The sequence below is a fragment of the Sorangium sp. So ce204 genome, assembly GCF_051526795.1.
In the GTDB taxonomy this organism is placed as follows: Bacteria; Myxococcota_A; Polyangia; order Polyangiales; family Polyangiaceae; genus Sorangium; species Sorangium cellulosum_B.
This window is the reverse complement of sequence record NZ_CP150317.1, coordinates 24,883-50,023: the sequence shown is the minus strand read 5'-3', so window position 1 is coordinate 50,023 and position 25,141 is coordinate 24,883. Positions and strand designations below refer to the sequence as shown.

General features: G+C 71.0%; 19 protein-coding genes, 1 tRNA gene and 1 pseudogene. 12 read left to right on the top strand and 9 right to left on the bottom strand.

Annotated features, from left to right (window positions below; all coding sequences use genetic code 11):
- Window positions 1-37 precede the first annotated feature (37 nt).
- From WMF22_RS00185 to rpoN, 3 genes are all read right to left on the bottom strand, one after another.
- Entirely contained in the window at window positions 38-1,036 is a 999-nt protein-coding gene (locus WMF22_RS00185) for a hypothetical protein (RefSeq protein ID WP_437297095.1), read from the bottom strand.
- Between the two features lie 40 nt (window positions 1,037-1,076).
- Window positions 1,077-2,087: a hypothetical protein gene (locus WMF22_RS00180; protein WP_438034452.1), complete on the bottom strand. Its 1,011-nt coding sequence runs from the start codon at window positions 2,085-2,087 to the stop codon at window positions 1,077-1,079.
- A gap of 62 nt (window positions 2,088-2,149) precedes the next feature.
- Entirely contained in the window at window positions 2,150-3,670 is a 1,521-nt protein-coding gene (gene rpoN, locus WMF22_RS00175; RefSeq protein ID WP_437297093.1) for an RNA polymerase factor sigma-54, read from the bottom strand.
- 344 nt (window positions 3,671-4,014) lie between these two features.
- Here rpoN and WMF22_RS00170 point away from each other — a divergent pair, with 344 nt between their 5' ends.
- Window positions 4,015-4,782, top strand: a complete 768-nt coding sequence (locus WMF22_RS00170; RefSeq protein WP_437297092.1) for a Crp/Fnr family transcriptional regulator — start codon at window positions 4,015-4,017, stop codon at window positions 4,780-4,782.
- On the opposite strand, the gene WMF22_RS00165 is transcribed toward WMF22_RS00170, so the two are convergent.
- Window positions 4,736-5,356: a response regulator gene (locus WMF22_RS00165; protein ID WP_437297091.1), complete on the bottom strand. Its 621-nt coding sequence runs from the start codon at window positions 5,354-5,356 to the stop codon at window positions 4,736-4,738. The two genes, WMF22_RS00170 and WMF22_RS00165, sit on opposite strands and share 47 nt — an antisense overlap.
- Window positions 5,357-5,899: 543 nt before the next feature.
- Between WMF22_RS00165 and WMF22_RS00160 the strand changes: the two genes are divergently transcribed.
- From WMF22_RS00160 to WMF22_RS00140, 5 genes are all read left to right on the top strand, one after another.
- A tRNA-Leu gene (locus WMF22_RS00160) sits at window positions 5,900-5,984 on the top strand.
- Window positions 5,985-6,304: 320 nt separating this feature from the next.
- Window positions 6,305-9,340 (top strand): preprotein translocase subunit SecA, encoded by a 3,036-nt coding sequence (gene secA, locus WMF22_RS00155; RefSeq protein ID WP_437297090.1) that lies wholly within the window; start codon window positions 6,305-6,307, stop codon window positions 9,338-9,340.
- 137 nt (window positions 9,341-9,477) lie between these two features.
- Window positions 9,478-10,128 (top strand): fructose-6-phosphate aldolase, encoded by a 651-nt coding sequence (fsa, locus tag WMF22_RS00150; RefSeq protein WP_437297089.1) that lies wholly within the window; start codon window positions 9,478-9,480, stop codon window positions 10,126-10,128.
- Window positions 10,100-10,744 carry an rRNA maturation RNase YbeY gene (gene ybeY / locus WMF22_RS00145; RefSeq protein WP_438034451.1) on the top strand — a complete coding sequence of 215 codons (645 nt, stop codon included), beginning with the start codon at window positions 10,100-10,102 and terminating at the stop codon, window positions 10,742-10,744. Before fsa ends, ybeY begins: the two co-directional genes overlap by 29 nt.
- A gap of 64 nt (window positions 10,745-10,808) precedes the next feature.
- Complete coding sequence (locus tag WMF22_RS00140; RefSeq protein ID WP_272097071.1) at window positions 10,809-11,117, top strand: HU family DNA-binding protein; 309 nt, start codon at window positions 10,809-10,811, stop codon at window positions 11,115-11,117.
- On the opposite strand, the gene lnt is transcribed toward WMF22_RS00140, so the two are convergent.
- Entirely contained in the window at window positions 11,104-12,879 is a 1,776-nt protein-coding gene (gene lnt / locus WMF22_RS00135) for an apolipoprotein N-acyltransferase (RefSeq protein WP_438034450.1), read from the bottom strand. The genes WMF22_RS00140 and lnt overlap by 14 nt on opposite strands.
- A gap of 112 nt (window positions 12,880-12,991) precedes the next feature.
- Window positions 12,992-13,906 (bottom strand): outer membrane beta-barrel protein, encoded by a 915-nt coding sequence (locus WMF22_RS00130; protein WP_437297086.1) that lies wholly within the window; start codon window positions 13,904-13,906, stop codon window positions 12,992-12,994.
- Between the two features lie 236 nt (window positions 13,907-14,142).
- On the opposite strand from WMF22_RS00130, the gene WMF22_RS00125 reads away from it, so the two are divergent.
- From WMF22_RS00125 to WMF22_RS00115, 3 genes are all read left to right on the top strand, one after another.
- Window positions 14,143-15,342, top strand: coding sequence for a class I SAM-dependent rRNA methyltransferase (locus tag WMF22_RS00125; protein ID WP_437297085.1), 1,200 nt, complete (start codon window positions 14,143-14,145; stop codon window positions 15,340-15,342).
- Window positions 15,343-15,352: 10 nt separating this feature from the next.
- Complete coding sequence (locus tag WMF22_RS00120) at window positions 15,353-16,201, top strand: HAD family hydrolase (RefSeq protein ID WP_438034449.1); 849 nt, start codon at window positions 15,353-15,355, stop codon at window positions 16,199-16,201.
- Between the two features lie 183 nt (window positions 16,202-16,384).
- On the top strand, window positions 16,385-18,274 hold the full coding sequence (locus WMF22_RS00115; protein ID WP_437297083.1) for a serine/threonine-protein kinase: 1,890 nt from the start codon (window positions 16,385-16,387) through the stop codon (window positions 18,272-18,274).
- A 105-nt stretch (window positions 18,275-18,379) separates the two neighbouring features.
- Here the strand turns inward: WMF22_RS00115 and WMF22_RS00110 are convergent, their stop codons facing one another.
- Both WMF22_RS00110 and WMF22_RS00105 read right to left on the bottom strand, forming a co-directional pair.
- Window positions 18,380-18,703 (bottom strand): CxxC-x17-CxxC domain-containing protein, encoded by a 324-nt coding sequence (locus WMF22_RS00110; protein ID WP_437301700.1) that lies wholly within the window; start codon window positions 18,701-18,703, stop codon window positions 18,380-18,382.
- 138 nt (window positions 18,704-18,841) lie between these two features.
- A pseudogene (locus tag WMF22_RS00105) lies at window positions 18,842-18,982 on the bottom strand (zinc-ribbon domain containing protein); the annotation flags it as partial.
- Window positions 18,983-19,350: 368 nt separating this feature from the next.
- On the opposite strand from WMF22_RS00105, the gene WMF22_RS00100 reads away from it, so the two are divergent.
- The 3 genes from WMF22_RS00100 to WMF22_RS00090 are packed head-to-tail and all read left to right on the top strand — an operon-like array spanning window position 19,351 to window position 24,552.
- Window positions 19,351-20,772 (top strand): hypothetical protein, encoded by a 1,422-nt coding sequence (locus WMF22_RS00100; protein ID WP_437297082.1) that lies wholly within the window; start codon window positions 19,351-19,353, stop codon window positions 20,770-20,772.
- Window positions 20,773-20,803: 31 nt separating this feature from the next.
- Entirely contained in the window at window positions 20,804-22,600 is a 1,797-nt protein-coding gene (locus tag WMF22_RS00095; RefSeq protein WP_437297081.1) for an ABC transporter ATP-binding protein, read from the top strand.
- A 29-nt stretch (window positions 22,601-22,629) separates the two neighbouring features.
- Entirely contained in the window at window positions 22,630-24,552 is a 1,923-nt protein-coding gene (locus WMF22_RS00090) for an ABC transporter ATP-binding protein (protein WP_438034448.1), read from the top strand.
- A gap of 11 nt (window positions 24,553-24,563) precedes the next feature.
- Here WMF22_RS00090 and WMF22_RS00085 read toward each other — a convergent pair whose 3' ends face one another.
- Entirely contained in the window at window positions 24,564-25,139 is a 576-nt protein-coding gene (locus WMF22_RS00085; RefSeq protein ID WP_437297079.1) for a hypothetical protein, read from the bottom strand.
- Window positions 25,140-25,141 lie beyond the last annotated feature (2 nt).

The window sequence follows — 25,141 nt, the reverse complement described above, 5'->3', positions numbered from 1 at the left end:
CGGGACGCCGGCCGCGCTGCGGCGGGGCCGCGCCGGCTCAGCGATCCCGGCTGATCAGCTTGCGGAGGAGCTCCAGCGGGTGGAACGGCAGCATCGCGGCCATGTCGCTGTCGGTCCCGGCCCGCTCGAGCACCGCCCGCACCGCCGGCGCCACGATCCCCATCGGGTCGATCCGCTCCACGAGCGCGCGGAGCGCGCTGAGCGCCGCGCGCCCCGCGTCGATCCCGAGCGGGATGGCGAGGGCCGCCGGCACCGGCGCGAGGATCACGTCGCGCACCGCCACCGCCCTGGCCCAGGCGCCCGGGCTCGGATCGACCTCGAGCTGCCGGATGGTCTCCGCCTCCGCGAAGCAGCCGAGCGACAGCTCCCCTGCCCGCTCCTCGATGGCGCGCGAGAGGTGCCGGTAATCGCGGCGCCAGTCGCCCGCGAGCAGCCCCATGTCCTCCCGCACCTCGTCCGGCCCGAGGATCAGGTTGATCCCGCGGGCGTCGCGGCGGAGCGCGACGCTCGTCCAGAGCTCCCCGCCTTCGAACAGGCCGATCACCACCGTCTTGCCGACCCCGGCGAGCGACTCCAGCGTGCCGCGCACGACGCCCGCCGAGGGCATCGGCACGCCGCGCAGCCTCGCCGGCCAGAGATCGATCCTCCCCGCGAGGAGCTCCTCGCGCGCGAGCTGCAGCAGCAGGAGCGACTGGCCGATGAGATCGTCACCGCGCCGCGCCCGCGCCCCGAACCGCTCCACGATGGCCTCGAGGACGCCGGCCTCGATCACGGCGGCCCAGCTCGCGTGGTGGCCCGCGGCGAGCTCCTCCGCGGAGAGCGGGAGGGCGCGCTGCGCGTCGTCGATCCGGAGCCGGCCCGCGTCCGTGTGCACGAGCTTCCTCAGCTTGCCGCCCGCGTGGACCGCGACGACGCCTCCGCGCGGACGGCCGACCTCGCGCTCCTCGATGCCCGTGCGCCTGGGCCGGAACAACGACAGCACGCGGACCCAGTCGGTCGCGGTGAACCCCTCGAAGCGGACGTCGGGCGAGAGCACGGGGCGAGCCTACCGCCGGCGCGCTCGGTGCGCGAGCCGGCTACGCCCCCCACCAGAGCATCTCGTGCACCTGGCTCTCGCCGCGCACGGACACGATCACCCGGATCTTCTGGCCCTCGATCTGGACCACGTGGGCGGGGAAGCTGTCCGCCGGGTAGTAAAGCGACTTCACGAAGCCGCTCGCGTCGAGCCAGAGCAGGTGCACCCCGTCCGCTGTCGCCCCGTGCATGAGGAGCATCCGCCCGCCGCCGAGCAGCGCGAACTCCATGCTCTTGAAGCCCAGCTCCTCGAAGCGCTCCGGGGACGGGAAATCGTCGCCCACGGACCGGAGCTCCGGCAGGTGCGCGCGGAGGTGCTTGTAGAGCGTGTCGTAACGGACCTTCGCGAGCTTCGGGATCCGCCGGTCGCCCGCGGCGAGGATCGGCAGCCGCTCCGCGTCGAACGTCGGCACCTCCACGTGGGTGCGGTAGCGATCCACGAGCCTGCCGCGGCCGATCTCCTCGTCGCTGAGCGCCTTGAGCCACCACTGGAAGATCGCGAGATCGCCCGTCCCTGCGCTCGACTCGAGCCGGACCAGCGACTCCCACAGCGGCCTCCGGACCTGCCATGTTCCGCCGTGATTCTTGACGACGCACGCCCCGACGTAGAGCGCCCCGTGCGTCACGAGGGTGACGAGCATGGGGGGCTCGCCGCCCGCGCTGGCCGCCGGCGCGCCGCTCGATCCACGCGTATCGGAAGGGCCGCGCGCATCGGAAGGGCCGCCTGCCGGCGCGAGCCAGGCGTCGCGTCGCTCGCGCGTCAGCGCCGCGCCCAGCCGGTGGACCGACGCATCGGAGAAGTCGAGCCCGAGATCGGGCGCGCCGAGCGCCGCGGGCGCGAGGCGGGCGAACACCTCGGCCGCGTGGTCGATCTGGGCCAGGATCGACGGGTTTCCAGCCGGGTTCGCGTCCGTGGAGCGCACGCCTGCCAGGTCGGCGAGCGCGTCGGGCGGGTAGTGCGGCGCGAAGAAGCGCTCGAAGATCTGGGCGGCCGTGATCGGTTCGGCGGGCATGGCTCGGGGCCGTGAGGATCGGCGTGGCGGAGGGGCGGGCGACCGCGGCCGGCCGCCGCGGCTCAGAACATCTTCTTGCGCTTCGACGAGCTCAGGATGCCGAGCATCTCGCGGTACTTGGCCACGGTGCGGCGGGCGATCTTGATGCCGTCCGTCTCCTCGAGGATCTTGACGATCGCCTGGTCGCTGTAGGGATTCGACTTGTCCTCGGCCACGATGATCTTCTTGATCGCCTGCTTGACGCTCTCCGAGGCGATGTCTTCGTCGGCGACCCGGTGGATGGATGAGTTGAAGAAGTACTTCAGCTCGAAGAGCCCCTGGGGCGTGTGCACGTACTTGTTCGACGTCACGCGGGAGATGGTCGACTCGTGCATGCCCACCGACTCGGCGACGTCCCTGAGGATCATCGGCTTCAGGTAGCCCACGCCGCGCTCCAGGAACTCGCGCTGCTTCTCGACGATGCACTCGGTCACCTTGATGATCGTGCGCCGCCGCTGCTCGATGGCCCGGATCAGCCACTGCGCGCTCCGGAGCTTCTCGCTGATGAACTCCTTCGCCTTCGGGTCCCTGAGCATCCGCTGGGCGAGGTTCTCGTTGATGTAGAGCCGCTGGAGCCCCTTGTCGTTGTCGGTGACGACGAACTGGGTGCCGTCCTTGATGACGTACACGTCCGGGGTGATGGCGATGGTCTTCTCGTCGACCTCGGCGAAGTTGCGCGCCGGCACGCTCTCCAGCTTCTGGATCTCCTGGACCGCGTCGTAGACGTCCTCCAGCGGGATCTTCAGCGCCTTCGCGATCGCGGGGAAGTTGCGCCGCTCCACGTTGTGGAGGTGGTCCTTGATGATGGCCATCTCGATGTCGTCGAAGCCGAGCACCTCCGCCTGCACCCGCAGGCACTCCGACAGGTCGCGGGCCGCGACCCCGACCGGATCGAAGCGCTGGATCATCGACAGCACCTCCTCGGCGTCCTCGGGGTGGAGCTCCGCCTCCCGCGCCAGGTCCACGAGGCTGATGTCGGGCCCCTTCGTGCCGTCCGGACGTTCGCCCCCCTTGAGGTCGAGGTACCCCTTCTCGTCGAGGTTGCCGATGACGAGCAGCGCGAACTGCCGCTCGTTCTCGACGAAATCGCTCATCTGGAGCTGCCAGAGCAGGTGGTCGCGCAGGTTCGACGGCTTGGTCAGGTTCTGGTCGATCGGCGGCAGCTCCTCGAAGCCGCCCCGGTGCGCGGGCATGGCCTGCTGGAGCTGCCTGTTTTCCAGGAACTGCTCCCAGTCCACTTCCTTGACCCGCTTCTCCGTCTCGCGCGCCGCGATGTCGGTGTCTCGGTCGAACCGCTCGCCGTTCTCGAGCCGCTGCTCCGTCGGCAGGTCAGCGTTCCTCCCCCGCTGATCCCCCTTGTCGCCGTCCCGCGCCTTCGGGTCGGTCATGTCGTCCGCGAGGACAGGGTTGCCGTCCAGCTCCTTCCTGATCTCGTCGACCAGCTCGAGCCGTGAGAGCTGGAGCAGCCGGATGGCCTGCACCAGCTGCGGGGTCATCACAAGCTGCTGCGACAGCTTGAACTGGAGCTTCATCTCCATGCCCATGAGGAGCTCCTTCTCTCAGTTCGCCGCCAGCGCCACCCGCCGAACGGGGGCCGGGGCATTGCGCGAGGTTCGTGCCATCGAGTGTCTCATTGGTGGCCTCACCCCCAACGTAGCATCGAACGGGGCAGCGGCCCGGGTCTTGCTTTCACGTCTGCACCAAAAAAATAGCGCAGGGCTTGCATCCTACACCGCTGAACATGGTTTCAGTCTTCGCCGCGGAAGATTTTTCGCCCCGCGCGGAGCGCTGCCCGTAGCCAGTTCGGATTGGCCCCCATCTGCCGATCGTTGCACTATCGGCCGCCGATCGGGAGGCTTGAAATCCCGAAAGGTTGGGCGAAGGCGCGATGGGAAAGCCGAAGGTGCGCGGACCTACGCGCGGGCACGGACACGGGATGGAGGCGGAGGGCGTGCGCGGCGGGGCTTCGCAGGATGCCGAGAAGGAGCGGATCCTGTCTCGCTCGCCCCTCGCCTCGCTGCCCTCACCGAGCCGGCGTCTGCTGTTCGAGCTCGGCAGGGTCGAGCGGCTCACGCGCAGGCAGTGCGTTTGCCAGCAGGGTGCGCCGCCGAGGCACCTGTTCCTGATCGGGGCGGGTCGCGTGAAGGTCGAGCGTGTCGCCGACGGTCGGGTGGTTCCGCTCGGGCACCGCGGGCCTGGCGACCTCGTCGGCGAGGGCGCGCTCGCGGGCGCGACGGTCTCCTCCGAGAGCGCGACGGTGCTCGACGAGGGGCACGCGCTCGTGGTGCCGCTCGCCGGTCTCGAGCGGCAGCTCGCCTCCGACGCAGCGCTCCGCGGCGCGCTCGCGGCGGCGCTCGTGGCGCGCCAGCTCGAGACCGAGGCGCGCCTCGGCTCCCTGCTCCTCTGCACGGTCGAAGCGCGCCTGATCGAGTTCCTCCGCGCCGCTGCGCGGCGATGGGGGCAGCCCCACGCCGCCGGCCAGCTGGTGTCGGCCCCGTTCACGCACGCGGACATCGCGCTGCTGATCGGGTCCACCCGCGAGACGGTCACCCTGCTGCTCGGCAAGCTGAAGCGCGCCGGCCTGATCGCGTTCGACCGGCGGCGGATCGTCATCCGGGATGGCGAGCACCTCGAGGCGCTCGCCGCGACGGCCTGAGCGTCCGCCCGGAGGGGCCGCTGCGCGGCCTGCGCTGGAGCCTGTACACCGCGGCGCCGTTCGGCTCGATGAAGGTGCGCCGCTCGGCGGGGTGGCCTCCCACGCCTTCCACGCCCGCCGCAGCGCCACGCGCGCTCGGACGGCTCCCTTCCAGGTCGGCGTGTTCGCCCTGGACCAGACGGAGGCGAGGAAAGATCCCGGACTGCGTGGAGGGCCGGGGGCTGACGTCGACGAAGATCGTGCTGAGCAGCCGACCGAAGGCGTACGGCTTGAGCAGGACCTCGCTGACGTCGTCCGTGCCGTCGCACGAGACCGGCTCGTCGGCGCAGAAGATGACCCGCCGGGGCATCGTGCCCTCGCGCCGCAGGCGGCCCAGGATCTCCCGGGCGCCTTTCGTTCCGGGGGCGAGATCGATCAGCGCGACGTCGTAGACGCGCTCGCGGGAGAGGGAGATCGCTTCCTCCAGGGTCGCGGCCGGGCTGACGAGCGCGCCGCGGTTGCAGAGGAGGAGCGCCGTGGCCCTCCGGAGGACATGGTCCTGATCGAGGAGGAGAACGTTCGGTTGGTACGTCATCGGGTATCCCTGCGGCTTGCAGTCGAATTGCGCCGCATCGACGAGGACGGCGACGAGCGCGCCCCTCCGTCGTTCAGCGGCAGCATCCGCGTCCGCGGACGGTCCCCCCTTCGCAACGCACGTGCCGAAGGCGAGGCGCCGCCGCCGCCTGGGCCTCGTTTCCCCTGTTCTCGGCGGCAACGCGCTCGTGCGAGCGTCGCTGCCGGTGAGGCTGCCTCGCCGACCCCGGGGCCGCCGCTGTGCCCATTTCGCGCTCCCTCCGCGGCGCCTCTCCGCCCCGACGAAGAGCGCCCCCCCACCCTGTCGGCTTACCCACCGCGTCGCTGGCCGTCGGTGGGCGGTTCGTGCGCACGGGCCAGCCCAGGTTTGCGGCCCCGCCAAGGCGGTGCGGTCCGCCGATCCGCCGGTTGCTCCAGGTCCGACGTACCGCGGGCCACATGTCCGGGCCGCTCGCGCTGCCCCGCCCTGACGCGTTCGGCGCAACGCAGCAAACTGATTTTCCCGCTTGATGAGGCTGGCGTAGGGTGCCACAAGCGTCCGCGCGCACGAGTGGCGGAATTGGTATACGCACCGGTTTTAGGTTCCGGCGCCGGGAGGCTTGGGGGTTCGAGTCCCCCCTCGTGCACCACGGCTTGACGCCTGGAGACTGGGAGGACTCGACCACCTCGCGGCGTGACGCGCCGCCCCGGGGCGCCTCCCCCGGTGGCCCGGGACGGTCGTGGTCCGCTGGGCGCGCGGCGCGGGAACGAGCGTTCGCCCGCGCGCGGCTCCGACGACGAACGCGCGACGGGCCCCGGGCTGCAGAGCCTCGGGCGGATCGCGTCGGCGGCGTCGTCGACCGCGCGCGCGGTCCTGGAATTGCGCGACGCCCGCGGCGCGACTACGTTCGCGTTCCTCGGCCGGACCCTCTCCTCCCACCTGACCGCCGCGGAGCCAAGGCACGTAAAGATGTTCACTTGGGCGATGAAGAAGATTTTCGGCACCTCGCACGAGCGTGCCATCCGCCGCATGCGACCCCGGGTCGAGGCGATCGGCAGGATGGAGCCGGAGTTGCAGAAGCTCTCGGACGCCCAGCTCCGAGCAAAGACGGCGGAGTTCAAGGAGAAGCTCGCCAACGGGGCGACGCTGGACGACATCCTGGTCCCGGCGTTCGCGGTCTGCCGCGAGGCGTCGAAGCGCGCGCTCAAGATGCGCCATTACGACGTGCAGCTCATCGGCGGCATGGTGCTCCACAACGGCTGCATCGCCGAGATGCGCACCGGCGAGGGCAAGACCCTGGTCGCGACGCTCCCCTGCTATCTGAACGCCCTCGAGGGCAAGGGCGTCCACGTCGTCACGGTGAACGATTACCTGGCGCGGCGCGACGCCGAGTGGATGGGCAAGCTGTACGGCTTCCTCGGCCTGTCGACGGGCGTGGTCGTCAACCAGCAGGGCGACGCCGAGAAGCGCGACGCGTACCGCTGCGACATCACGTACGGCCAGAACAACGAGTTCGGCTTCGACTACCTGCGCGACAACATGAAGTTCTCGGCGCTCGAGTACGCGCAGCGCCCGCTGCACTACGCGATCGTCGACGAGGTCGATTCCATCCTCATCGACGAGGCGCGGACTCCGCTCATCATCAGCGGGCAGGGGGAGCGCTCGAGCGACAAGTACCGCACGATCAACGAGGTGATCCCCCAGCTCCGGAACGAGGAGCATTACGCCGTCGACGAGAAGGGGCACTCGGTGACGCTGACCGACGAGGGCGTGGAGACGGCGGAGCGGCTGCTCGCCTCGCTCCAGGTGCTCAAGGGCACGAACCTCTATGATCCGGTGAACCTCGAGACGCTGCACATCCTGAACCAGTGCTTGCGCGCGCACACGCTCTACAAGCGCGACGTCAACTACATGGTGCGCGACGGCAAGGTGCTCATCATCGATGAGTTCACCGGCCGCGTCCTCGCGGGGCGCCGGTGGTCGGACGGCCTGCATCAGGCCGTCGAGGCGAAGGAGAACGTCCGGATCCAGGAGGAGAGCCGGACGATGGCGACGATCACCTTCCAGAACCTCTTCCGGCTCTACAAGAAGCTCTCCGGGATGACCGGCACCGCGGACACGGAAGCGGCGGAGTTCCACAGCACGTACAAGCTCGACTGCGTCATCATCCCCACGAACAAGCCGGTGGTCCGCGTCGATTACGAGGATCTCGTCTACAAGACCGAGAAGGAGAAGTTCACCGCGGTCATCAACGAGATCCTCGAGAAGCACGAGCTCGGCCAGCCGATCCTGGTGGGCACGACGAGCGTCGAGAAGAGCACCGCGATCAGCCGGATCCTGGCGAAGCGGGGCGTGAAGCACAACGTGCTGAACGCGAAGCACCACGAGAACGAGGCCTACGTGGTCGCGCAGGCGGGCCGCAAAGGGGCCATCACGGTCTCGACGAACATGGCGGGTCGCGGGACGGACATCATCCTGGGCGGCAACGCGGAGATGCTCGCCAAGCTCAAGTTCAAGGAGCAGAACCGCCAGCCCGAGGCGGAGCCCGAGGCGTACGAGGCCCTGGTCGACGAGCTCAAGAAGGAGTGCTCCGCCGAGGGCGACGAGGTGCGCGAGATCGGCGGGCTGTACATCCTGGGCACCGAGCGGCACGAGTCGCGCCGCATCGACAACCAGCTGCGCGGCCGCGCCGGCCGCCAGGGCGACCCCGGGACGTCGAAGTTCTACCTGTCCCTCGAGGACGACCTCATGCGCATCTTCGCCGGGGATCGGGTGAAGAACCTGATGGAGCGGATGGGCATGCCCGACGACGAGCCCATCGAGCACCCGTGGGTGACGAAGAGCGTCGAGAACGCCCAGAAGAAGGTCGAGGAGCGCAACTTCGACATCCGCAAGAACCTGCTCGAGTACGACGACGTGATGAGCGCGCAGCGCAAGACGATCTACGACATGCGCCAGTCGCTGCTCGTCGGCCGTTACTCCCCCGAGATCCTCGACGAGGAGGGGAAGCCGACGGGCGAGAAGCGGACGATCAAGCCGCTCGCGTCCATCGCGGAGCTCGTCCGTCCGGACGTCGGCTACCTGCTCGGCATGTTCGCGAACGACCCGGTGATGCCGCTCGACGCGGACGGCAACCGGCGCGAGATCGTGCGAAAGGACTTCGAGAAGACGGAGCGGTTCGTCGAGCTCGAGAACATGCAGCGCGAGATCTACACGCGCTGGGGCGTGAAGATCGAGCTCGAGACGCGTGCCGACAAGGCCCTCGAGATCTACGACGAGTGCTCCGAGCTCATGCCCCTCGCGCTCACCGAGCAGCGCGAGCGGCTGCTCGATCTGATGGACCGGATCATCGGCGCGATGGTCGAGGAGTCGTGCCCGGCCCGCAAGCCGCCGGAGGACTGGGACTGGGGCGGCATCTTCCAGGGCTTCCGCGAGCACTTCGGCGTCGAGCTGCCGGACGACATCGCGCACATCGGCGACCAGGAGACGCTGGCGCGGGAGCTCTACGAGCGCGCCGAGAAGGCGTACGAGAAGCGCGAGGAGGAGATCGGCGTCGAGCTGTCGCTGCGCATCTTCCGCCACCTCTACCTGGAGGAGCTCGACAAGGCCTGGGTCGACCACCTGACCGACATGGACCACCTCCGCGACGGCATCGGCCTGCGCGGCTACGGGCAAAAGGACCCGAAGCAGGAGTACAAGAAGGAGGGCTACAACATGTTCGTCAACATGGTGGCCCGCGTCTCCTCGAACGTGGTCACGAAGCTCTTCAGCGTGAACGTCAGGCGCGCCGAGCAGGAAGAGGCGCAGATCGAGGCTGCGGATCGCGAGCGGCACGCCGCGGCGCTGCTCGACGCGGTCGCGCAGCACGACGAGTCCCTCCCGCTCGGCGCGAACCCGGCCCCCGCGCTCCCGCAGCCTGCCGTCATGCAGGAGCAGGAGTGCCCCTGCGGCAGCGGCAAGCCGTTCAACAAGTGCCATGGCGGCGAGGACGAGGCGACGGCCTGAGCCGGCGCCCCCTGCCCGCCCCGCCTGACAGCCAGAACGAGGCAGCGAGGGCCCCTGTCAGGCCCTTGCTCCTCGGCATCTGACCCCAGCATGAACACCGCCGAAGGGCCGATCCATCGGTTCCCGGAGGCAGCATCATGAAGGTGTTCATCGATTCAGGGGATATCGCGGAAATCAAGGAAGCGCAGTCGATGGGGGTCATCGACGGCGTCACGACCAACCCGTCGCTCCTCGCCAAGGCCGGCAAGCCGACGAAGCGGGCGATCGCCGAGATCTGCGAGGTGGTCGACGGCCCCGTCTCGGCCGAGGTGGTGGCGGTGGAGAAGGACGCGATCCTCCGTGAGGGTCGCGAGCTCGCGAAGATTCACCGGAACGTGGTGGTCAAGGTGCCGCTCATCGACGAGGGGCTCAAGGCCGCGCGGATCTTCGCTTCCGAGGGCATCAAGACGAACGTGACCCTCTGCTTCTCGGCCGCCCAGGCGCTGCTCGCGGCCAAGGCGGGGGCCACGTACGTGTCGCCGTTCGTCGGGCGCGTCGACGACGCCGCGGGGGACGGGATGGATCTCGTCCTGCAGGTCGTGACCATCTTCAGGAACTACGGGTTCTCGACGCAGGTGCTCACCGCGAGCGTACGGCACCCCGTCCACTTCGTGCAGGCCGCCATGATCGGCTCGCACGCCGCGACGATGCCGCTCAAGGTCATCAAGCAGCTGACCAGGCACCCGCTCACCGACGTCGGGCTCGCGCAGTTCTTGGCAGATGCGAAGAAGATCCCCGAGCTGGTATAGCGATCCCGTGGCCGAGAAGCGCAAGGAGAGCCCGGGGACGAAGCGCCGCGGGAGCCGCCCGGCGGCCCCCGCGGTCGTGTCCGTCACGACGCAGGGAGGGCCCTTCAAGGGGGTGTCGACGGCGGTCGTGCGCCGGCGGGCGGGCAAGATGCTCTCCCACCTCGCGTTGCAGGGCGTGGAGCTCTCCGTCGCCCTGGTGAACGATGAGGCCATCCACGAGCTCAACCGCAGCTACCGGCGCAAGGACAAGCCGACCGACGTCCTCGCCTTCCCGATGCTGGACCAGAACGGGGCCGACGCGCGCAGGCGCGGCCGGCGAGGTCCCGTGGATCCGTCGGTGTGGCGCGGTCTCCTCGGCGACGTGATCGTCTCGATCGACACGGCCGCGCGGCAGGCCGCCGAGCGCGATCGCCCGCTGCTCGACGAGATCACGATGCTGCTCGGGCACGGCCTGCTCCACCTGCTCGGCTACGACCACAAGACCGACGCAGAAGAACGGGAAATGACGGATTTGACCCGGGAGCTCGAGGTCGCGGCGGCGTCACGAAGCAACAGCATCACTGTAATCGATCCGCGTCGCAGCACCGCGAGGCAAAAGAAGACGGGGGCGCGATGAGTTATCGCTTGCGATGCGAAACCTCGCTTGTTAAACGGACGCCCCCTTTCGACTTGGAGGAGACATGCCCGGTTCGAACAAGCTGACCAAGGCGCAGATGATCGTCGGTCTTGCCGAGGCCACCCACCTCGACAAGAAGTCCGTGGCCAGCGTGCTCGATGCGCTCGGCGAGCTGGTGAAGAAAGAGCTCGGTCCGGAGGGGCCGGGCGAGGTCACGGTTCCGGGCCTCGTGAAGATCAAGGCGAAGGAGATCCCGGCCACGCAGGACCGGGAAGGCGTCAATCCGTTCACGAAGCAGCCGATGACCATCAAGGGCAAGCCGGCGAGCCGCAAGCTCCGCGCGGCGCCCGTCAAGGCGCTCAAGGACGGCTGAGCGGCGCGTCCGTGGCCGCAGCTTGCGTCGCCGCATCGGGCGGCGCGAGCTCCGGGGGCCCCGCAGGCGGCCGCGCCCCCGAGCCGACGCCCCGGGCTTGCCGCGGGGCCTTCGCTGTGGAGCGTCGCGCCCGGAGCGCGCAAGCGACGCTCGCGAAGGCGAGCAGCAACGCCATCGGGGCGTCGCCCAGACGGGTGTAGAGCGTCAGCGGCGTGTCCCTGACCGAGGGGGTCGCGAAGGTCACCCCCGGCGCAGCGCTCTCATCGCGGCTGCGCACCACGCCCCGGGCGTCGATCCATGACACGACGCCGAGGTTCACGGCCCGCACGAGATCACGGCGCAGCTCGATGGCGCGCATGACCGCGAGCCTCGCATGCAGCTCGGGCTCGGCGCTCCCGGTGAACCAGGCGTCGTTCGTGATGTTGACGAGGAGGTTCGGGGCGAGCGCCCCGGTGATCCGCCGCCCCACCCCGGTGAGCGTGTCCTCGTAACAGTTGAGCACCCCGATCCGGAGCGCCGGCCCGTGCTCTCGGGGCAACGTGAGGGCGCGCGGCTCCGCGCCCGGGACGAGCCCTCCGCTCTTCTGGAAGATGCGCCGCAGCCAGGGCAGGTAAGCGCCGCCCGGGACCGTCTCGCCGAACCAGAGCAGCTGCAGCTTGTCCTGCGTCGGCTGCATGCTCCCATCGGGGAGCACGAGGGTCGCGGAGTTGTAGCTGTTCCGTTCCTCGACGCCGTCGGCGGCCTTCACGGGCGGCGCCTGGGTGATGAGCCCCGCGAGGATCGGGCCACGGATGCCGGGCCCCACGATCGCGCGACCGCCGCGCGGCGCCTGCCGGGCGCTGTGCGAGAGAGGGTAAGGGTACGCCGCCTCCGGCCAGAGGGTGAGCTCTGCGCCGCCGGCCTCGGCCTCCCGGGTGAGCTCGTGCAGGGTTCGCAGGATGCGCGGGTGGTTCTTCGCCTGCCAGCGCTCGTGAGGCCCGACCGCCTGGTTGACGAGCGCGACGCGCGCGGTCGGCAGGCCGGCGCCGGCGCGCTCCACCGCGGCCATCCGCAGCGCGCCGTGAGCCGCGAGCAGCCCGAACAGCGCGACGCTCGAGAGCGCCGGGTAGAGGATCGCGCGGGACGACCGAAGGCGGGTGGACCGCGGCTGCTGCGCGGGCGCACGCTCGAGCGGCCGCCCGCCCGGCGCTCTCCCGGAGGCGGCCAGGCCAGCGCGGGTGAGCAAGGCCGCCCCGACGGCGAACAGCACGGAGACGCCCCGCTCGCCGATGAGGTCGGCGAGCTGCACGAGCGCCGGCCAGGGGCTCATGAGACCCGCAGGAGTCCAGCCGAAGACGGTCGGGATGGCCACGGCGGCGAACACGCCGGTCGCAAAGGCGAGCTCGAGGGGAGCGCGGAGGCGCCGGATGAGCGCGCTCGTGATGCCGCCGCAGATCGCCCAGACCAGCGACTGGGCGGCCGCGAGCAGCACCAGCGCGAGGTACGAGGCCGCCGAGCCGAGTGGCGTGAACCGCTGGATGACCTCCGGCACGAAGCGCAGGCCCACGACGCCCGCCGCCGTTCCCCAGACAGCGCCGCGCCCGAAGGCGCGCCAGATCGTCGGGGCGTCGTGGACGGCGGCCGCCAGCAGAGCGAGCCCAACGATGACAGCGGGGACCAGATCCGTCGGCGGCGCCGTGAGGGCGAACGTCGCGCCGCCAGCGAGGGCGAGCAACAGCGGGGCGCGGCCGCGGAGCGCGCGCATGATCGAGGCCTGGGGCACGATGCGTGCGTTATACCGCGTGGAGACGGTCCGGACCGCGACCGCCTGGTCGAGAGCAGAACGGACGCGAACACCGCGCGGTCAGGGTGGACGGGAGGCTATGACGAGCCGCTCACCAGTAGATGCTGAGCCCGCCGCGGAAGAGCCCCCCGCCCGACGTGTTGGTCGTCCGGCCGGTGTCGGGATCCGTGAACTCGGGAACGAGCCCACCGTCCGTGCGGCTGCGCACGAAGCCAAGCGCATCGACGTTCAGGGCGATGCGGGGCGAAAGCCGGAACTCGAGGCCGATGCCGCCGTGCGCGCCGAAATAGTCGTACTCCGTGTCCGGAGCGAACTCGGCGCCGCCGGCCGCGGCCTCGCTCGAAGAGCGATCGACCTCGGCATGCGCGATGTTCAGGCCGCCCATGAAGTAGAACTGGGTGCGGCTGCGCGGGTTGACGAACAGCATCCCGCTCAGCGAGAGCGGCACCTCGGTCCGCTGGTCGCCGTTGTAGTCCGTGCCCGCGAGGAAGTCGGCGCCCGCATCGATCGCGAACGCCGGGACAGGCCGGTAGCGCAGGCTGATCCCGACGCCTCCCATGCCAGCGTCCTCCGCTCCGCCGTGCTCGCGCCCCAACATGACGCCCTCCATGCGGAGGTTGATCCCCCAGTGGCGCCGCCAGCGCCGCTTCACCGGCGGGGGCGGCGCCGGGGGCGCCACGCGGCGCACGATCACGCGCGGCGGAGGGGCCGCCCCAGGCGTCACGACGATCACCTGGGGAGGCGAGCCCGCCGGCGAGGTCTCGTAGACGACGACCGGCGGGGCTGGACGGGCGGCCCCCCTGGGCGGGGGCGGGGGCGGCGGCGCCTCGGCAGGCGCGGCCTCGGCAGGAGCGGCGGGCGGCGGTTCCGCGACGGGATCGCGAGGCGGCTCCACTTCCTCGCAGAACCACGCGCCGGGAGGACAGTTGCTGTCCTCCTGCGCGAACGCGCTCATCGGCGCGGTCATCGCCACCGCAACAAGGGCATGGGTCAAGCAACGGCGCATCGGGCGACTCCTCTTCGGTGCAGGGAAGTTAGCAACCGGGATGCCATCGACCATCTTGCGGGATCGTCGTCACCATGGCCACGCAGCACGCCGGCGTGCATCGGCCGCCACGGCACGCTGTGGCGGAAGGTTCACACGCGCGCCGTTCCGCAGGGTACTAGCTCCCAAGGCAAAGGTCACGGCGCGGTCGCCCCCGTCGGGAGCCCTGCCACCATCGAGACCAATCGGATTCCACCATGCCTACGGTTACGTTGAAGCAGGGTCATGTTCGGCCGGTGTGGTCGGGGCATCCCTGGGTGTTCGCTCAGGCGATCGCGCGCATCGAGGGCGGCGCGGTGGCCGGGGACGAGGTCGTCGTCACCGACCCCTACGGCAGCGTGCTCGGGCGCGGGCTCTACACCCCGCGCTCGGCCATCCCGGTGCGCATGTACACGCGCGAGGACAGGCCGATCGACGCGGCCCTGTTCCGGCACCGGATCGAGCGCGCCATCCTGCACCGCCGCGAGCTCGGCCTGCCCGCGCGGGCGCCTGGCCATGAGACCGACGCCTTCCGGCTGATCCACGCGGAGGGGGACGGCCTGCCCGGGCTCATCGTCGATCTGTTCGGCGACGTGGTGGTCGTGCAGCTCGGGACGATCGGGATCAAGCGCCGCGAAGGGGTGATCTTCGATGCCCTCCAGGCGGCGCTCTCGCCCCGCGCGATCGTGGACAGGACCCCGGAATCCCTCGCGAAGCTCGAGGGGTTCACCGCCGACGCGGGCGTGGTGCGCGGCGACCCCGCGCTCGATCAGCTCCGGTTCGTCGAGCGGGGGCTGCGTTACACGATCCCGCTCGCGCTCGGCCACAAGACCGGGTTCTACCTGGACCAGCGGACGCTGCGGACCCGCGTCGAGCAGCTCGCCCACAACCGGCGCGTGCTCGATGCCTTCTGCTTCGTCGGCACGTTCGCCATGGCGGCGGCCCGCGGCGGGGCGAGCGAGGTCCTCGCGATCGACGAGAGCGCGACGGCGATCGAGGTCGGGGCGGAGTGCGCGCGGGAGAACGGGCTCCTCGACCGGATCAAGTTCACGCGCGACGACGCCCGCAAGGCGCTGCAGAACGCGTCGAGGCAGGCGGGCTACGATCTCGTCATCTGCGACCCTCCGAAGCTCGCAGGCACGCGCGCCACCAAGGACACCGCGCTCACGGCGTACAGGCGCCTCGCGGCCGGGGCGTGCCGCGCCACGCGCCCGGGCGGCGTCCTCGTGCTCTGCTCCTGCTCCAGCGCCGTGACCCTCGACGATCTGACCCGGGTGCTCGCGCTCGGCGCGCGCGACGCGCGCATGCAGGCCGCGGTGTTCGACCGGCACTTCCAGGGAGGGGATCACCCCGTCCCCGCCGCCTTCCCCGAGGGGCTCTACCTGAAGAGCCTCATCGCGCGCATCGACGCGCTCTGACGATCGCCCGATGAAGCCGCTCTCCCTTCTGCCTCCCGACGTCGCGCGCGCCCTCGCCGGGGTGATCTTCGATCTCGACGACACCCTCCTGGATCACGGCGCCCTCACCGAGGCGGCGTACGCAGCGCTCTTCCGTCTACGCGAGACAGGGCTCTCGCTGATCGCCTGCACCGGCAGACCCGCCGGCTGGGGCGAGGTGCTCCAGCGGCAGTGGCCGATCGACGCGACGATCGTCGAAAACGGAGCCGTCGCACTGGTCCGCGAGGAGGAAAGCGACGCCGCCGGCCATCGAGAAGGGCAAGCCCCGCGCGCGAGCCGCGTCATCACGCTCGATGACCTGGACCGCGAGGCGCGGCGAGCCCGTCGAGCCGAGCTCATCGGGCTCGCCAATGACATGGTGCGTCGTTTTCCGGCGGCGGCGCTCGCGGACGACAACGATCTGAGGGTGACCGACGTTACCATCGACATCGGGGAGCACCGGCATGTCCCGCCCGAAGACGTGCGGAAGATGCGCGCCGAGCTGCGCGAGCGGGGGGTGAGGACGCTGCTCTCGAGCGTCCACCTCCACCTCACGCACGACCCGTCCGACAAGGCCACGGGGATCGTGCGCCTGCTCTCCGCTCGGTTCGGTGAGGATCCCACCCGGGCGCGGCACCGCTACGCGTTCATCGGCGACAGCGGCAACGACGGCGTCGCCTTCGCCGCGTTCGTGCTGACCTTCGGGGTGGCCAACGTGCGCGCCCACCTCGGGAAGCTGTCCGTACCGCCGCGGTTCGTGGCGTCCCTCCCCATGGGCCGCGGGTTCGCGGAGATCGCCCAGCAGATCGCCGAACTGCGGAAGAATGCACCCGAACCGTGATCTTGCCGCGCGCAAGTCGCTTCGCGCTGCGATCCGCCCCACACCTGATGCAGGTAACCTAGCCGCGGCGTGCACTGAAGGAATAGGATCGGTCTTTCGGGAGGGCCGTGCCTCCCAACCCTTTACAGGGGCGCGTGTTCTCGGGGACCATGACGTTGGTCCCTCGCCCGCCAGCGGCAGCAGATGGCGTTTCGACCCCCGACCCCCGGCCTCCTCGTCGACAACAAGTACCGCCTCGCGGAGCGCATCGGCGGGGGCGGCATGGGCGACGTGTTCCGGGCGGAGCACGTGCTCGCAGGTCGCGCCGTTGCGATCAAATTCCTCCACCCGGAGCTGGCGGACAACTCGGAGCTCTCCCACCGCTTCTTCCAGGAAGCGCAGGCGGTCAACCGGATCCGCCACCCGAACATCGTCGACGTGATCGACGCCGGCGTCGGCGAGCTCGGTCCGTACATCGTGATGGAGCACCTCGACGGCGAGTCGCTCGGCATGGCGCTCGCGCGCTTCGGCCGCCTCGACATGGAGGCCGCCGTCGGCGTCGCGATCCCGGTGCTCGAGGCGCTCGACGCCGCGCACCGCGCGGGGATCATCCACCGCGATCTCAAGCCCGAGAACATCTTCATCGCCTTCGATCCGAGCCGCGGCTCGGCCGTCGTCCGCCTGCTCGACTTCGGCATCGCCAAGGTGCTCGACTCCGATGGCCCCTCGCCGCGGACGCGCACGGGCGTCGTGTTCGGGACGCCCGACTATCTGTCGCCCGAGCAGGCCACGGGGGAGTCGCCGCTCGACGGTCGGAGCGATCTCTTCTCGGTGGGCGTGCTGCTCTACGAGGTGCTCACGGGCACGCGGCCGTTCCGCGCGCCGACCGCCGTGGCGACCGCGTTCCGCGTCGTGCACGCCGAGGTGCCCACGCTCGCCTCGGCGGGCGTGACCGTCGACCCGCGGCTCGAGGCGATCGTGCAGCGGCTCTTGCAAAAGGATCCCGCGAAGCGGTTCCAGACGGCCGGCGACGTCGTCCGCGAGCTCGAGCGCGTCGCGCCCGATCCGCCCCGGCGGACGACGGCGCTCGGCAGGCTGATCAACGTGCAGCGGCGGATGGCCCTGAGCCTGGGGAACGCTCCGGAGAACGAGCGCGACCGCCTCTCGTCCTCGCGCGATCGATCGCGCCCGGGGTTCGACGTGAACCCCCCGCCGCCGATGCGCATCTCGCCGTCGATCGTGCCGGGGGGGCGCGTCACCGAGGCGCCGCCCGGGATGCGGCCGTCGTCCTCGGAGCCAGCGAAGCCCGCGCCCGGCGTGACGCTCTCGAACGCGCTGCGGAGCCGCGGCTCGGAGCCCACGATGCTCTCGCAGCGCGGCGAGTCGTTGCCCACGGTGCGCAGCGCCGACCTCGGGCACCGGGCCGAGCCGACCGTCCGCAGCGCGGACTTCGGCGCCTTGATGAACCGGACACGCGACACGCGGCGGCCCAACGTCACCCCGGTCCGGCCGCTGCCGGCGCGCTTCGCCGGGCAGTACCAGGTGCGCGGCCCCGTCCTGCGGAGCGTCGATCGCACCATCGTCGATGAGTACGGGAGGAGCGCGCGCGACGAGGTCGTCTCGCAGATGCCGCTCCGCTACGCCGACGACTTCAAGCACGACTCGATCAACGCGCTCGTCGGGTACGAGCTCGAGGCGCTCGACGCCTACATGGAGCTCGCGACATCGCTGGTCCTGCGCGATCTCGAGCGCTGGCGCGACATCGGCAGGCTCGGCGTGGGCGGCGAGCTGCACAGCCTCGTGCGCACGCTGTTCGCCCGCCCGCTGACCGACATCGCGTCGCTCATGCGCCGCGGGACCTCGATCTGGTCGCGGCTCTTCACGTTCGGCTCGTGGCGCGTGGCGACGGGCCCGACCGGGCGGGTCACGCTCCACATCGGCGACTTCGACCCTGCTTCGCTGCCGCTCCGGCTGTGGGTCGTGGGGATGGTCGAGGAGACAGCGCGCCGCGCGTCCGGCGGCGGCGTGAAGGTCACGATCACGCTCGGCGAGCTCGGCTTCACCTCCGAGCTCGCCTGCGAGATCAGCCTCTAGCTCCGCCCGCCCGAGGCGCGGCCGCGCCGCGCCGGCCGCACGAGGAGCGACCGGCGCTCGGGGGTGTGCCGCAGCGCGATGGCTGCGCGTCGCTGGAGGCGTCTCTCAGGAAGGCTTGCGCGCGCGGTAGCACGCCTGACAGAACACGTCGCGGCCCTCGACCGGCTTGAACGGGACCTCGCCCTCGGAGCCGCACGACTTGCAGGTGATCGAGAACGTCGGACGAGTGCGCGGCGCGCGAGGCTGCTGCGCCGGGCCGCGGCTCGGCGCGGCAGCGCGGCGCTCACCGGCGAACGAGGGGGCGCGGTAGTTGCCGTCATCTCGGAAGGGCGCGCCGCCGCGCGGGCGGCTCGGGTAGTGGCTCGGCGCCGCCCATGCGGGCGTCAGCCCCGAGTACGCGTCCTGCATCGGGCTGCGGTACTCGTTCACATCACCCGTGTAGCGAGGCTTCCGAGGCTGGCCGTCGGCGCGCGCCAGGCCGCGATGCCCCCCGGCACCCCGGGCCGGGCCAGGGCGCTGGCGCTCCGCTGCGCGAGCCGGCGATCCGCTCTCCCCTCGATTGTCCTTGCGCGCGCGGCGGCAAGTCCGGCACCGCTTGGGCGGGGCCGCGAGCTTCCGTTCGGCGTAGACGGCAGCTTCCGCAGCCGAGAATAGGAACGACGTGCCGCAGCTCGCGCAGACAATGTGCTCGTCTCGATGCTGTTCCATGATTCCTCTTTCGTCAGGCCGACGGGCCTCGCAGGCTCACGGGCTCGGGTGACTCGGATGACTCGGGTGACTGGAGCGCCCGGGAGCTGCCCCGCTGCGCTGGAGAAGCGCGATTTACGCGGGGTTCTACGTGATATCGGTGGGATCGCCCTCTTGATGGGGCACGGGAGTGCCTACGGTGACATGCTTGTCATGGCGGTCAAGCGTGCCGCCTCCACGCAACGCCAGGATCGATCGCGCGGCGCGGAGCTTTGATTTCGAAGCTCCTCACGATACCATCCGCGCGACTTTCACGAGGAGCACAGCTCCTTCCGTGACGGACCACGAGCAGCATCCGCCCACGCCGCGCATCGCAACCAGTCGAAGCAATGAGCCATCCCTCCCTGCACCTCACCGCTCGTGACTTCGACGCGTACGCCGCCGAAAAAGCGACCTCGAAGGCCTACTCACGCCCCCGCCTCGAGGTGAAGCAGCGCGCGCTCGCCTGGGCGCGCGGCGTCGTCGCCCGGCTGGCCGAGCTCGGCATCTCGGTCGACGTCCATGGGTCGGACGAGCACCCGTCGATCCGCAACAAGCACCGGGCCGACTGCCAGTGGGTCTTCTTCTGGCGCGACCAGGCGGCGCGCGACGAGCTCGATCGCCTCCTCGACCGCGGCCGCTCGATCTCCGACGCGATCGACGACCCGAGCCCCTTCACGCGGCACGCGTTCCTCGCGCTGCGCATCTCGGAGAGCGAGGTGCAGGTGTGCTTCGCGGTCCACCCGGACGCGAAGGTGGACGTCGACAACCTCCGGGCTCGCCTCTCGGCGACCGAGGAGGCGACGGGCGCGCCAGCCTCGCCGCTCTCCGCCGAGCTCACGAGCGCGCTCCACGCGCTCCCGGAGCAGTTCTCGTTCGGCGCCGCCGGCGGCGATCGCGTGGCCTGCAGCGCGGCCACCTCGGACGCGATCGCCGAGATGCTCCGCCGCGCCGCCGACGGCCAGGTGCCGCTCTGGATCGGCTGGGCGGTCCCGCGCGAGACGGCGGTCGAGCACGCCGACATCCTCGATGAGCAGCTCGAGGACGCGCTCGTCGCGCTCGCCCCGATCTACCGGCTCGTCGCGTGGTCGCGCGAGAACGACCGCATCGCGCTCGACCGCAAGCTCGAGGGCATCGAGCAGGAGCGGGCGCGCGCCCACGCCGAGATCGAGGCCGAGAACGAGCGATGGCGCTCCGAGCAGGCCCGAGCGCGAGAGCGCTCGATGGAGCAGGCTCGAGCGCGCGGCGATGAGCGCGTCGAGGCCGCCCTGCCCGCCCGCCGGCCGACCCTGGCGACGCTGTTCAAGTCGCCGAACAACGCCGGCGCCGGAGCTGGCCGCGGCGGAGAGCCGCGGCCAGCGCTGAAGCGGGTCGGAGAGGGCGGCGCGCCGGCCCGGCGAGCGCCGCACGGCGAAGCGGAGCCGCAAGCGAAGGCCGAGGCTCCGCAGAGGCCCTCGGCCGATCACGCGCCGCGAGCGCAGCGTGGTCCGTCCGGCGAGCCAGAAGCAGCCGCGAAGGTCGCGCCCGATCCCGCCAAGGGCGGCGTGCTGGAGAAGGGCAGCCGCGTCCGCGTGCGACGAGGCCCCTTCGGCGACAAGATCGGCGTGGTGAGCGAGCTCGATGGGCGCGGCGGCGCGCGCGTCCTGCTCGGCCTGCTCTCGACGAGGCTCGAGCTCGACGATCTCGAGCTCGTGGTCGACGGAAGAGATCGGCCCGCGCTCTCGACGTCGCACCGCAAGCCGCTCGCGCCGACGCCGCGCAAGGCGCGCTGAGCGTCGCCGCGCGGCCCTCCCCCCCCACGCAATGCTCAAGCGCGATCCCTCAACGTACCCCGTCGGCCTCGGCGCGCAGTTCCGCCACAAGCTTCCGCTCTACCTGACGGGCGCGGCGCTGCTCGCTGCGCAGCAGTTCCTCATGGCCAGGCGAGATTTCCTGGTCAAGGACGCCGTCGACGCCGCCGTGAAGGCGCAGTCGAGCGAGGCCGCGCATGCGGCGCTCCTCATGCTCGCGGTCAGCGTGGGCGCCGCGATCATGCGCGTGTTCTCGCGGGTCACCATCTTCACGGCGGGCCGCAACGTCGAGTACGAGCTCCGGGCGATCCTGCTCGCGCGCCTGCACAAGCTCGGGCCGGCGTTCTTCCGCAAGATGCCGACCGGCGACATCATGAGCCGGGCGACGAACGATCTGACGCAGGTCCGCCTCCTCCTCGGCTTCGGCCTGCTGAACGTCGTGGGCTCGATCTTCGCGTTCACGAGCGCCCTGTACGTGATGCTCCACATCTCGAAGAGGCTCACGCTCGCGGCGCTCCTGACGATGCCCGCGCTGATGCTCGTCACCCGGTCGTTCTCGACCAAGCTCTTCGTCCGCACCCGCGACAACCAGGAGGCGATCGGCGCCATGAGCGACCGCGTCCTCGCGAGCCTCGCCGGGGTCAGGGTCGTCCGCTCGTTCGCGCTCGAGGCGTCCGAGATGGCCGCGTTCACGAGCACGAACCAGGGCTACCTCGAGAAGAGCCTCGCGCTCGCCAAGCTGCGCGGATCCATGGCGCCGCTCATGGGGGCCATCAGCTCCGTCGGCGTGCTCATCGTCTTCTGGTACGGCGGGCGGCTCGTGCTGGAGCAGCAGATGACGCGGGGAGACTTCGTCTCGTTCTGGCTGGCGCTGTTGCGGCTGACCTGGCCGATGCTCGCCCTCGGCTTCGTCGCCGCCATCGTCCAGCGCGGTCGCGCCGGCTACGACCGGCTCAAGGCGATCTTCGAGGCCATCCCCGAGGTCGTGAGCGGCCCGATGCCCTCCCCCGAGGTCGTCCACGGCGCCATCTCCGTCAAGGACCTGACGTTCTCCCACGGCGCGAGGAAGGTGGTCGACGGCGTGAGCTTCGAGGTCGAAGCGGGCAGCTCGCTCGCCATCGTCGGGCGCACCGGCTCGGGCAAGAGCACCATCGCCACGCTGCTCGCCAGGCTCATGCCCACGCCCCGCGGCGCTGTGCTCCTCGACGGCGTCGACATCTGCGACCTGCCGCTCGACACCGTGCGCGCGAGCATCGGCTACGCGCAGCAGGATGCGTTCCTCTTCTCGACGACCGTGGCCCGCAACATCGGCTACTCCCTCGACGATCCGGATTCGCCGGCCGCGTTCGAGACGATCCGCGCGGCCGCCGCGGAGGCCGAGGTGCTGAACGAGGTGCTCTCGCTCCCCGACGGCTTCGATACGGTGGTCGGGGAGCGTGGCGTGCAGCTGTCCGGCGGGCAGCGCCAGCGCGTCGCGCTCGCGCGCGCGCTCGTGCGCGAGCCGAACGTCCTCGTCCTCGACGATCCGCTCTCCGCCGTCGACGCGAAGACCGAGCAGGCCATCCTCGAGGCGATCGAGCGGCAGGCCGCGCGACGGACCGTCATCCTGATCACCCACAGGGTCGCGGCCGCGCGGCGGTGTGACGCGATCGTCGTGCTGGAGCAGGGTCGGGTCGTCGAGCGCGGCACGCACGACGACCTCGTCCGCGCGGGCGGGATCTACGCGTCGTTCGCCGAGGAGCAGCAGCTCGAAGAGGATCTCGCGACCTTCGAGGCGTCGCCGTCCTCGCAACCGGTGGGGCTCTCGTGACACAGCCGGCTCACGGAGACAGCGCGACGATGCGGTCGAAATCGAGCGGCGCCTCGGCCGCGGGCGAGGCGGGCGCGGGCCCGCGGCGGCAGCCGCAGGCGGCCACGGCCAAGGGCCGCGGGGCGGCGAAGGCGAGCCGCACGGAGGACGTGCTGAGCCGGTTCCACGAGGAGTCACGGCTCGGCGAGGCGTACGACGCGCGCATGCTGCTGAGGCTGTGGCCGTTCGTGCGCCCGCAGGGCACGCACCTCGCGCTGTCGCTGGCGCTGCTCGTCGTCACGGCGCTGCTGGCGCTGCTGCGCCCGCTCATCATGCGCGACGCGCTCGACGCCTTCGACACGCCCGGCGGGCTCGATCACCTCACGCGCAGCGGCCTGTTGCTCACGGGCGTCATGGTCCTGGAGCAGTCGCTCGCCTTCCCGCAGCTCTACCTGATGCAGCTCGCCGGCGCGCGCGCGATGGCCGACCTGCGCGTGCGCGTCTTCGGCTTCTTGCACACCCGCCGCCTCGGGTTCTTCGATCGCACGCCGGTCGGCCGGCTCGTCACGCGCGTGACGAACGACGTGGACGCGATCGGCGAGATGTTCGCGTCCGGCGCGCTCAACGCGTTCGGCGATCTCCTCCGGCTCGCCGTCATCGTCGCGGTGATGGTGTCGCTCGACTGGCGCATGTCGTTGCTCGCCTTCGCGGCGGTCCCCCCTGTCGCCCTCGGCGTCAACTGGACGCGGCGGCGGATGCGCGACGCGTTCCGCGAGGTGCGGGCGAAGACGGCCCGGATGAACGCGTACCTCAACGAGCAGGTGTCCGGGATGGCCGTCGTGCAGGCCTACGCCCGGGAGGAGCGCTCGGCCGAGGAGTTCGACGAGATCAACGCGGCGTACCGCAACGCGAACAACCGCTCGATCGTGCTCGACGCGACGCTCGACGCCGCCATCGAGATGGTCTCGAGCGTCTGCATCGCCGCGGTGCTCTGGTACGCCGGCGTGAACAGCCTGAAGGACGAGATCTCGTTCGGGACCTTGTTCGCCTTCGTCGCCTACATCGACATGTTCTTCGTCCCGATCCGCGATCTCTCGGCTCGGTACACGCTGCTGCAGTCCGCGATGGCCGGCGCGGAGCGCGTCTTCGAGCTGCTCGACAACAAGGACGAGGACGCGACGGCGGCGGCGACGAGCGGCGGCGACGCGGCGAGGGCGGCGGACGAGGGCGTCGCGTTCGAGCTCGACAACGTCGGCTTCGGCTACAAGCCGGGCGCGCCTGTGCTGCGGCACGTGTCGATCGCGGCGAGGCGCGGCGAGAAGGTCGCGCTGGTCGGCGCGACCGGCGCCGGCAAGAGCACCGTGGCGTCGCTGCTGCTCCGCCTCTACGACGTGGACGAGGGCGTCGTGCGGGTCTTCGGCCGCGACGTCAGCGCGTACCCTCGCGACGAGCTGCGCCGCCAGTTCGCCGTCGTCCCTCAGGACGTGTTCCTGTTCCCGGGCACGGTGCTCACCAACATCGCGGCCGGCGACGCGATCCCCGATCGGGCCAAGGTGGTGAGCGCGCTGAACCGCATCGGCGCCCTCGACCTCTTCGAGCGGCGCGAGGGCGGGCTCGACGCCCCCGTGCTCGAGCGCGGCAGCAACTTCAGCGCCGGCGAGCGCCAGCTGATCGCCTTCGCCCGGGCCCTCTACCGCGACCCGCCGCTCCTCATCCTGGACGAGGCCACGGCCAACGTCGACAGCGACACCGAGGCGCGCCTCCAGCGTGCCCTCGAGGGAGCCATGGAGGGGCGCACCGCGTTGATCATCGCGCACCGCCTCTCGACGATCCGCGCCGTCGATCGCATCGTCGTCTTCCACAAGGGCTGCGTCGTCGAGCAGGGCACGCACGAGGACCTGCTCGCCGCGGGCGGCGTCTACAGCAAGCTCTACCGGCTGCAGTTCGCCCGGCAGGCAGCGGCGCACGCCTAGGAGCGCGGGCCCTAGGGCTCCGCGCTCCCCCCGCCGGGATCGGCGCCGTCGCCGAAGCACCTGCCGACGACGGTGCCCCCGGCGGCTCCCATCCCATCACCGTCGGCGCCGGTCGCGCCTCCCGCGGCGCCGGTCGCACCGTCATCGGCGCCGATCGCGCCCCCGGCGACCACCCGCAGCCAGTACTCGGAGCAGCTGCCGTTGACGACGATCAGGTGCTGGTCGTCCACGCAGGGCACCTCGGCCTGGTTGCCAGCCGCCTGCGCCAGCGTCCCGCCGCCCTTCGTCCCGTCGCGCTCGAACGACAGGTACAGCTGCCACCACCGCGGGCGCGCGCCGAGGTGATGCTTGAGCGCGTACCGCATGCCGCCCGGGAAGAAGAGGAGCTCGCCGTCCGGCGCCGAGGTCTCGTAGATGCCCCCCTCCGGTGTGGCCTCGACGAACTCGATCGGCGGGTTCGCTTCCTCGGATCGGTCGCACCTGTTCGGCGAGCACCCCGCCGCGAACGCCATCGACGCGCCCATCGCCCAGGCGACGGCCCATCTCAAGCGCTGCGCGGCGTTCCCGCCGGCGCCCTGGCTCCGCATCG

Excerpts from the sequence above, each read along its gene's own strand:
- WMF22_RS00125 (WP_437297085.1), top strand. The coding sequence starts at position 14,143 with ATGCCTACGGTTACGTTGAAGCAGGGTCATGTTCGGCCGGTGTGGTCG.
- WMF22_RS00085 (WP_437297079.1), bottom strand. The coding sequence starts at position 25,139 with ATGCGGAGCCAGGGCGCCGGCGGGAACGCCGCGCAGCGCTTGAGATGG.
- WMF22_RS00170 (WP_437297092.1), top strand. The coding sequence starts at position 4,015 with ATGGGAAAGCCGAAGGTGCGCGGACCTACGCGCGGGCACGGACACGGG.
- rpoN (WP_437297093.1), bottom strand. The coding sequence starts at position 3,670 with ATGGGCATGGAGATGAAGCTCCAGTTCAAGCTGTCGCAGCAGCTTGTG.
- WMF22_RS00140 (WP_272097071.1), top strand. The coding sequence starts at position 10,809 with ATGCCCGGTTCGAACAAGCTGACCAAGGCGCAGATGATCGTCGGTCTT.
- WMF22_RS00180 (WP_438034452.1), bottom strand. The coding sequence starts at position 2,087 with ATGCCCGCCGAACCGATCACGGCCGCCCAGATCTTCGAGCGCTTCTTC.
- WMF22_RS00165 (WP_437297091.1), bottom strand. The coding sequence starts at position 5,356 with ATGACGTACCAACCGAACGTTCTCCTCCTCGATCAGGACCATGTCCTC.
- ybeY (WP_438034451.1), top strand. The coding sequence starts at position 10,100 with ATGCGAAGAAGATCCCCGAGCTGGTATAGCGATCCCGTGGCCGAGAAG.
- secA (WP_437297090.1), top strand. The coding sequence starts at position 6,305 with ATGTTCACTTGGGCGATGAAGAAGATTTTCGGCACCTCGCACGAGCGT.
- WMF22_RS00095 (WP_437297081.1), top strand. The coding sequence starts at position 20,804 with ATGCTCAAGCGCGATCCCTCAACGTACCCCGTCGGCCTCGGCGCGCAG.
- fsa (WP_437297089.1), top strand. The coding sequence starts at position 9,478 with ATGAAGGTGTTCATCGATTCAGGGGATATCGCGGAAATCAAGGAAGCG.
- WMF22_RS00130 (WP_437297086.1), bottom strand. The coding sequence starts at position 13,906 with ATGCGCCGTTGCTTGACCCATGCCCTTGTTGCGGTGGCGATGACCGCG.
- WMF22_RS00120 (WP_438034449.1), top strand. The coding sequence starts at position 15,353 with ATGAAGCCGCTCTCCCTTCTGCCTCCCGACGTCGCGCGCGCCCTCGCC.
- WMF22_RS00100 (WP_437297082.1), top strand. The coding sequence starts at position 19,351 with ATGAGCCATCCCTCCCTGCACCTCACCGCTCGTGACTTCGACGCGTAC.
- WMF22_RS00115 (WP_437297083.1), top strand. The coding sequence starts at position 16,385 with ATGGCGTTTCGACCCCCGACCCCCGGCCTCCTCGTCGACAACAAGTAC.
- WMF22_RS00090 (WP_438034448.1), top strand. The coding sequence starts at position 22,630 with ATGCGGTCGAAATCGAGCGGCGCCTCGGCCGCGGGCGAGGCGGGCGCG.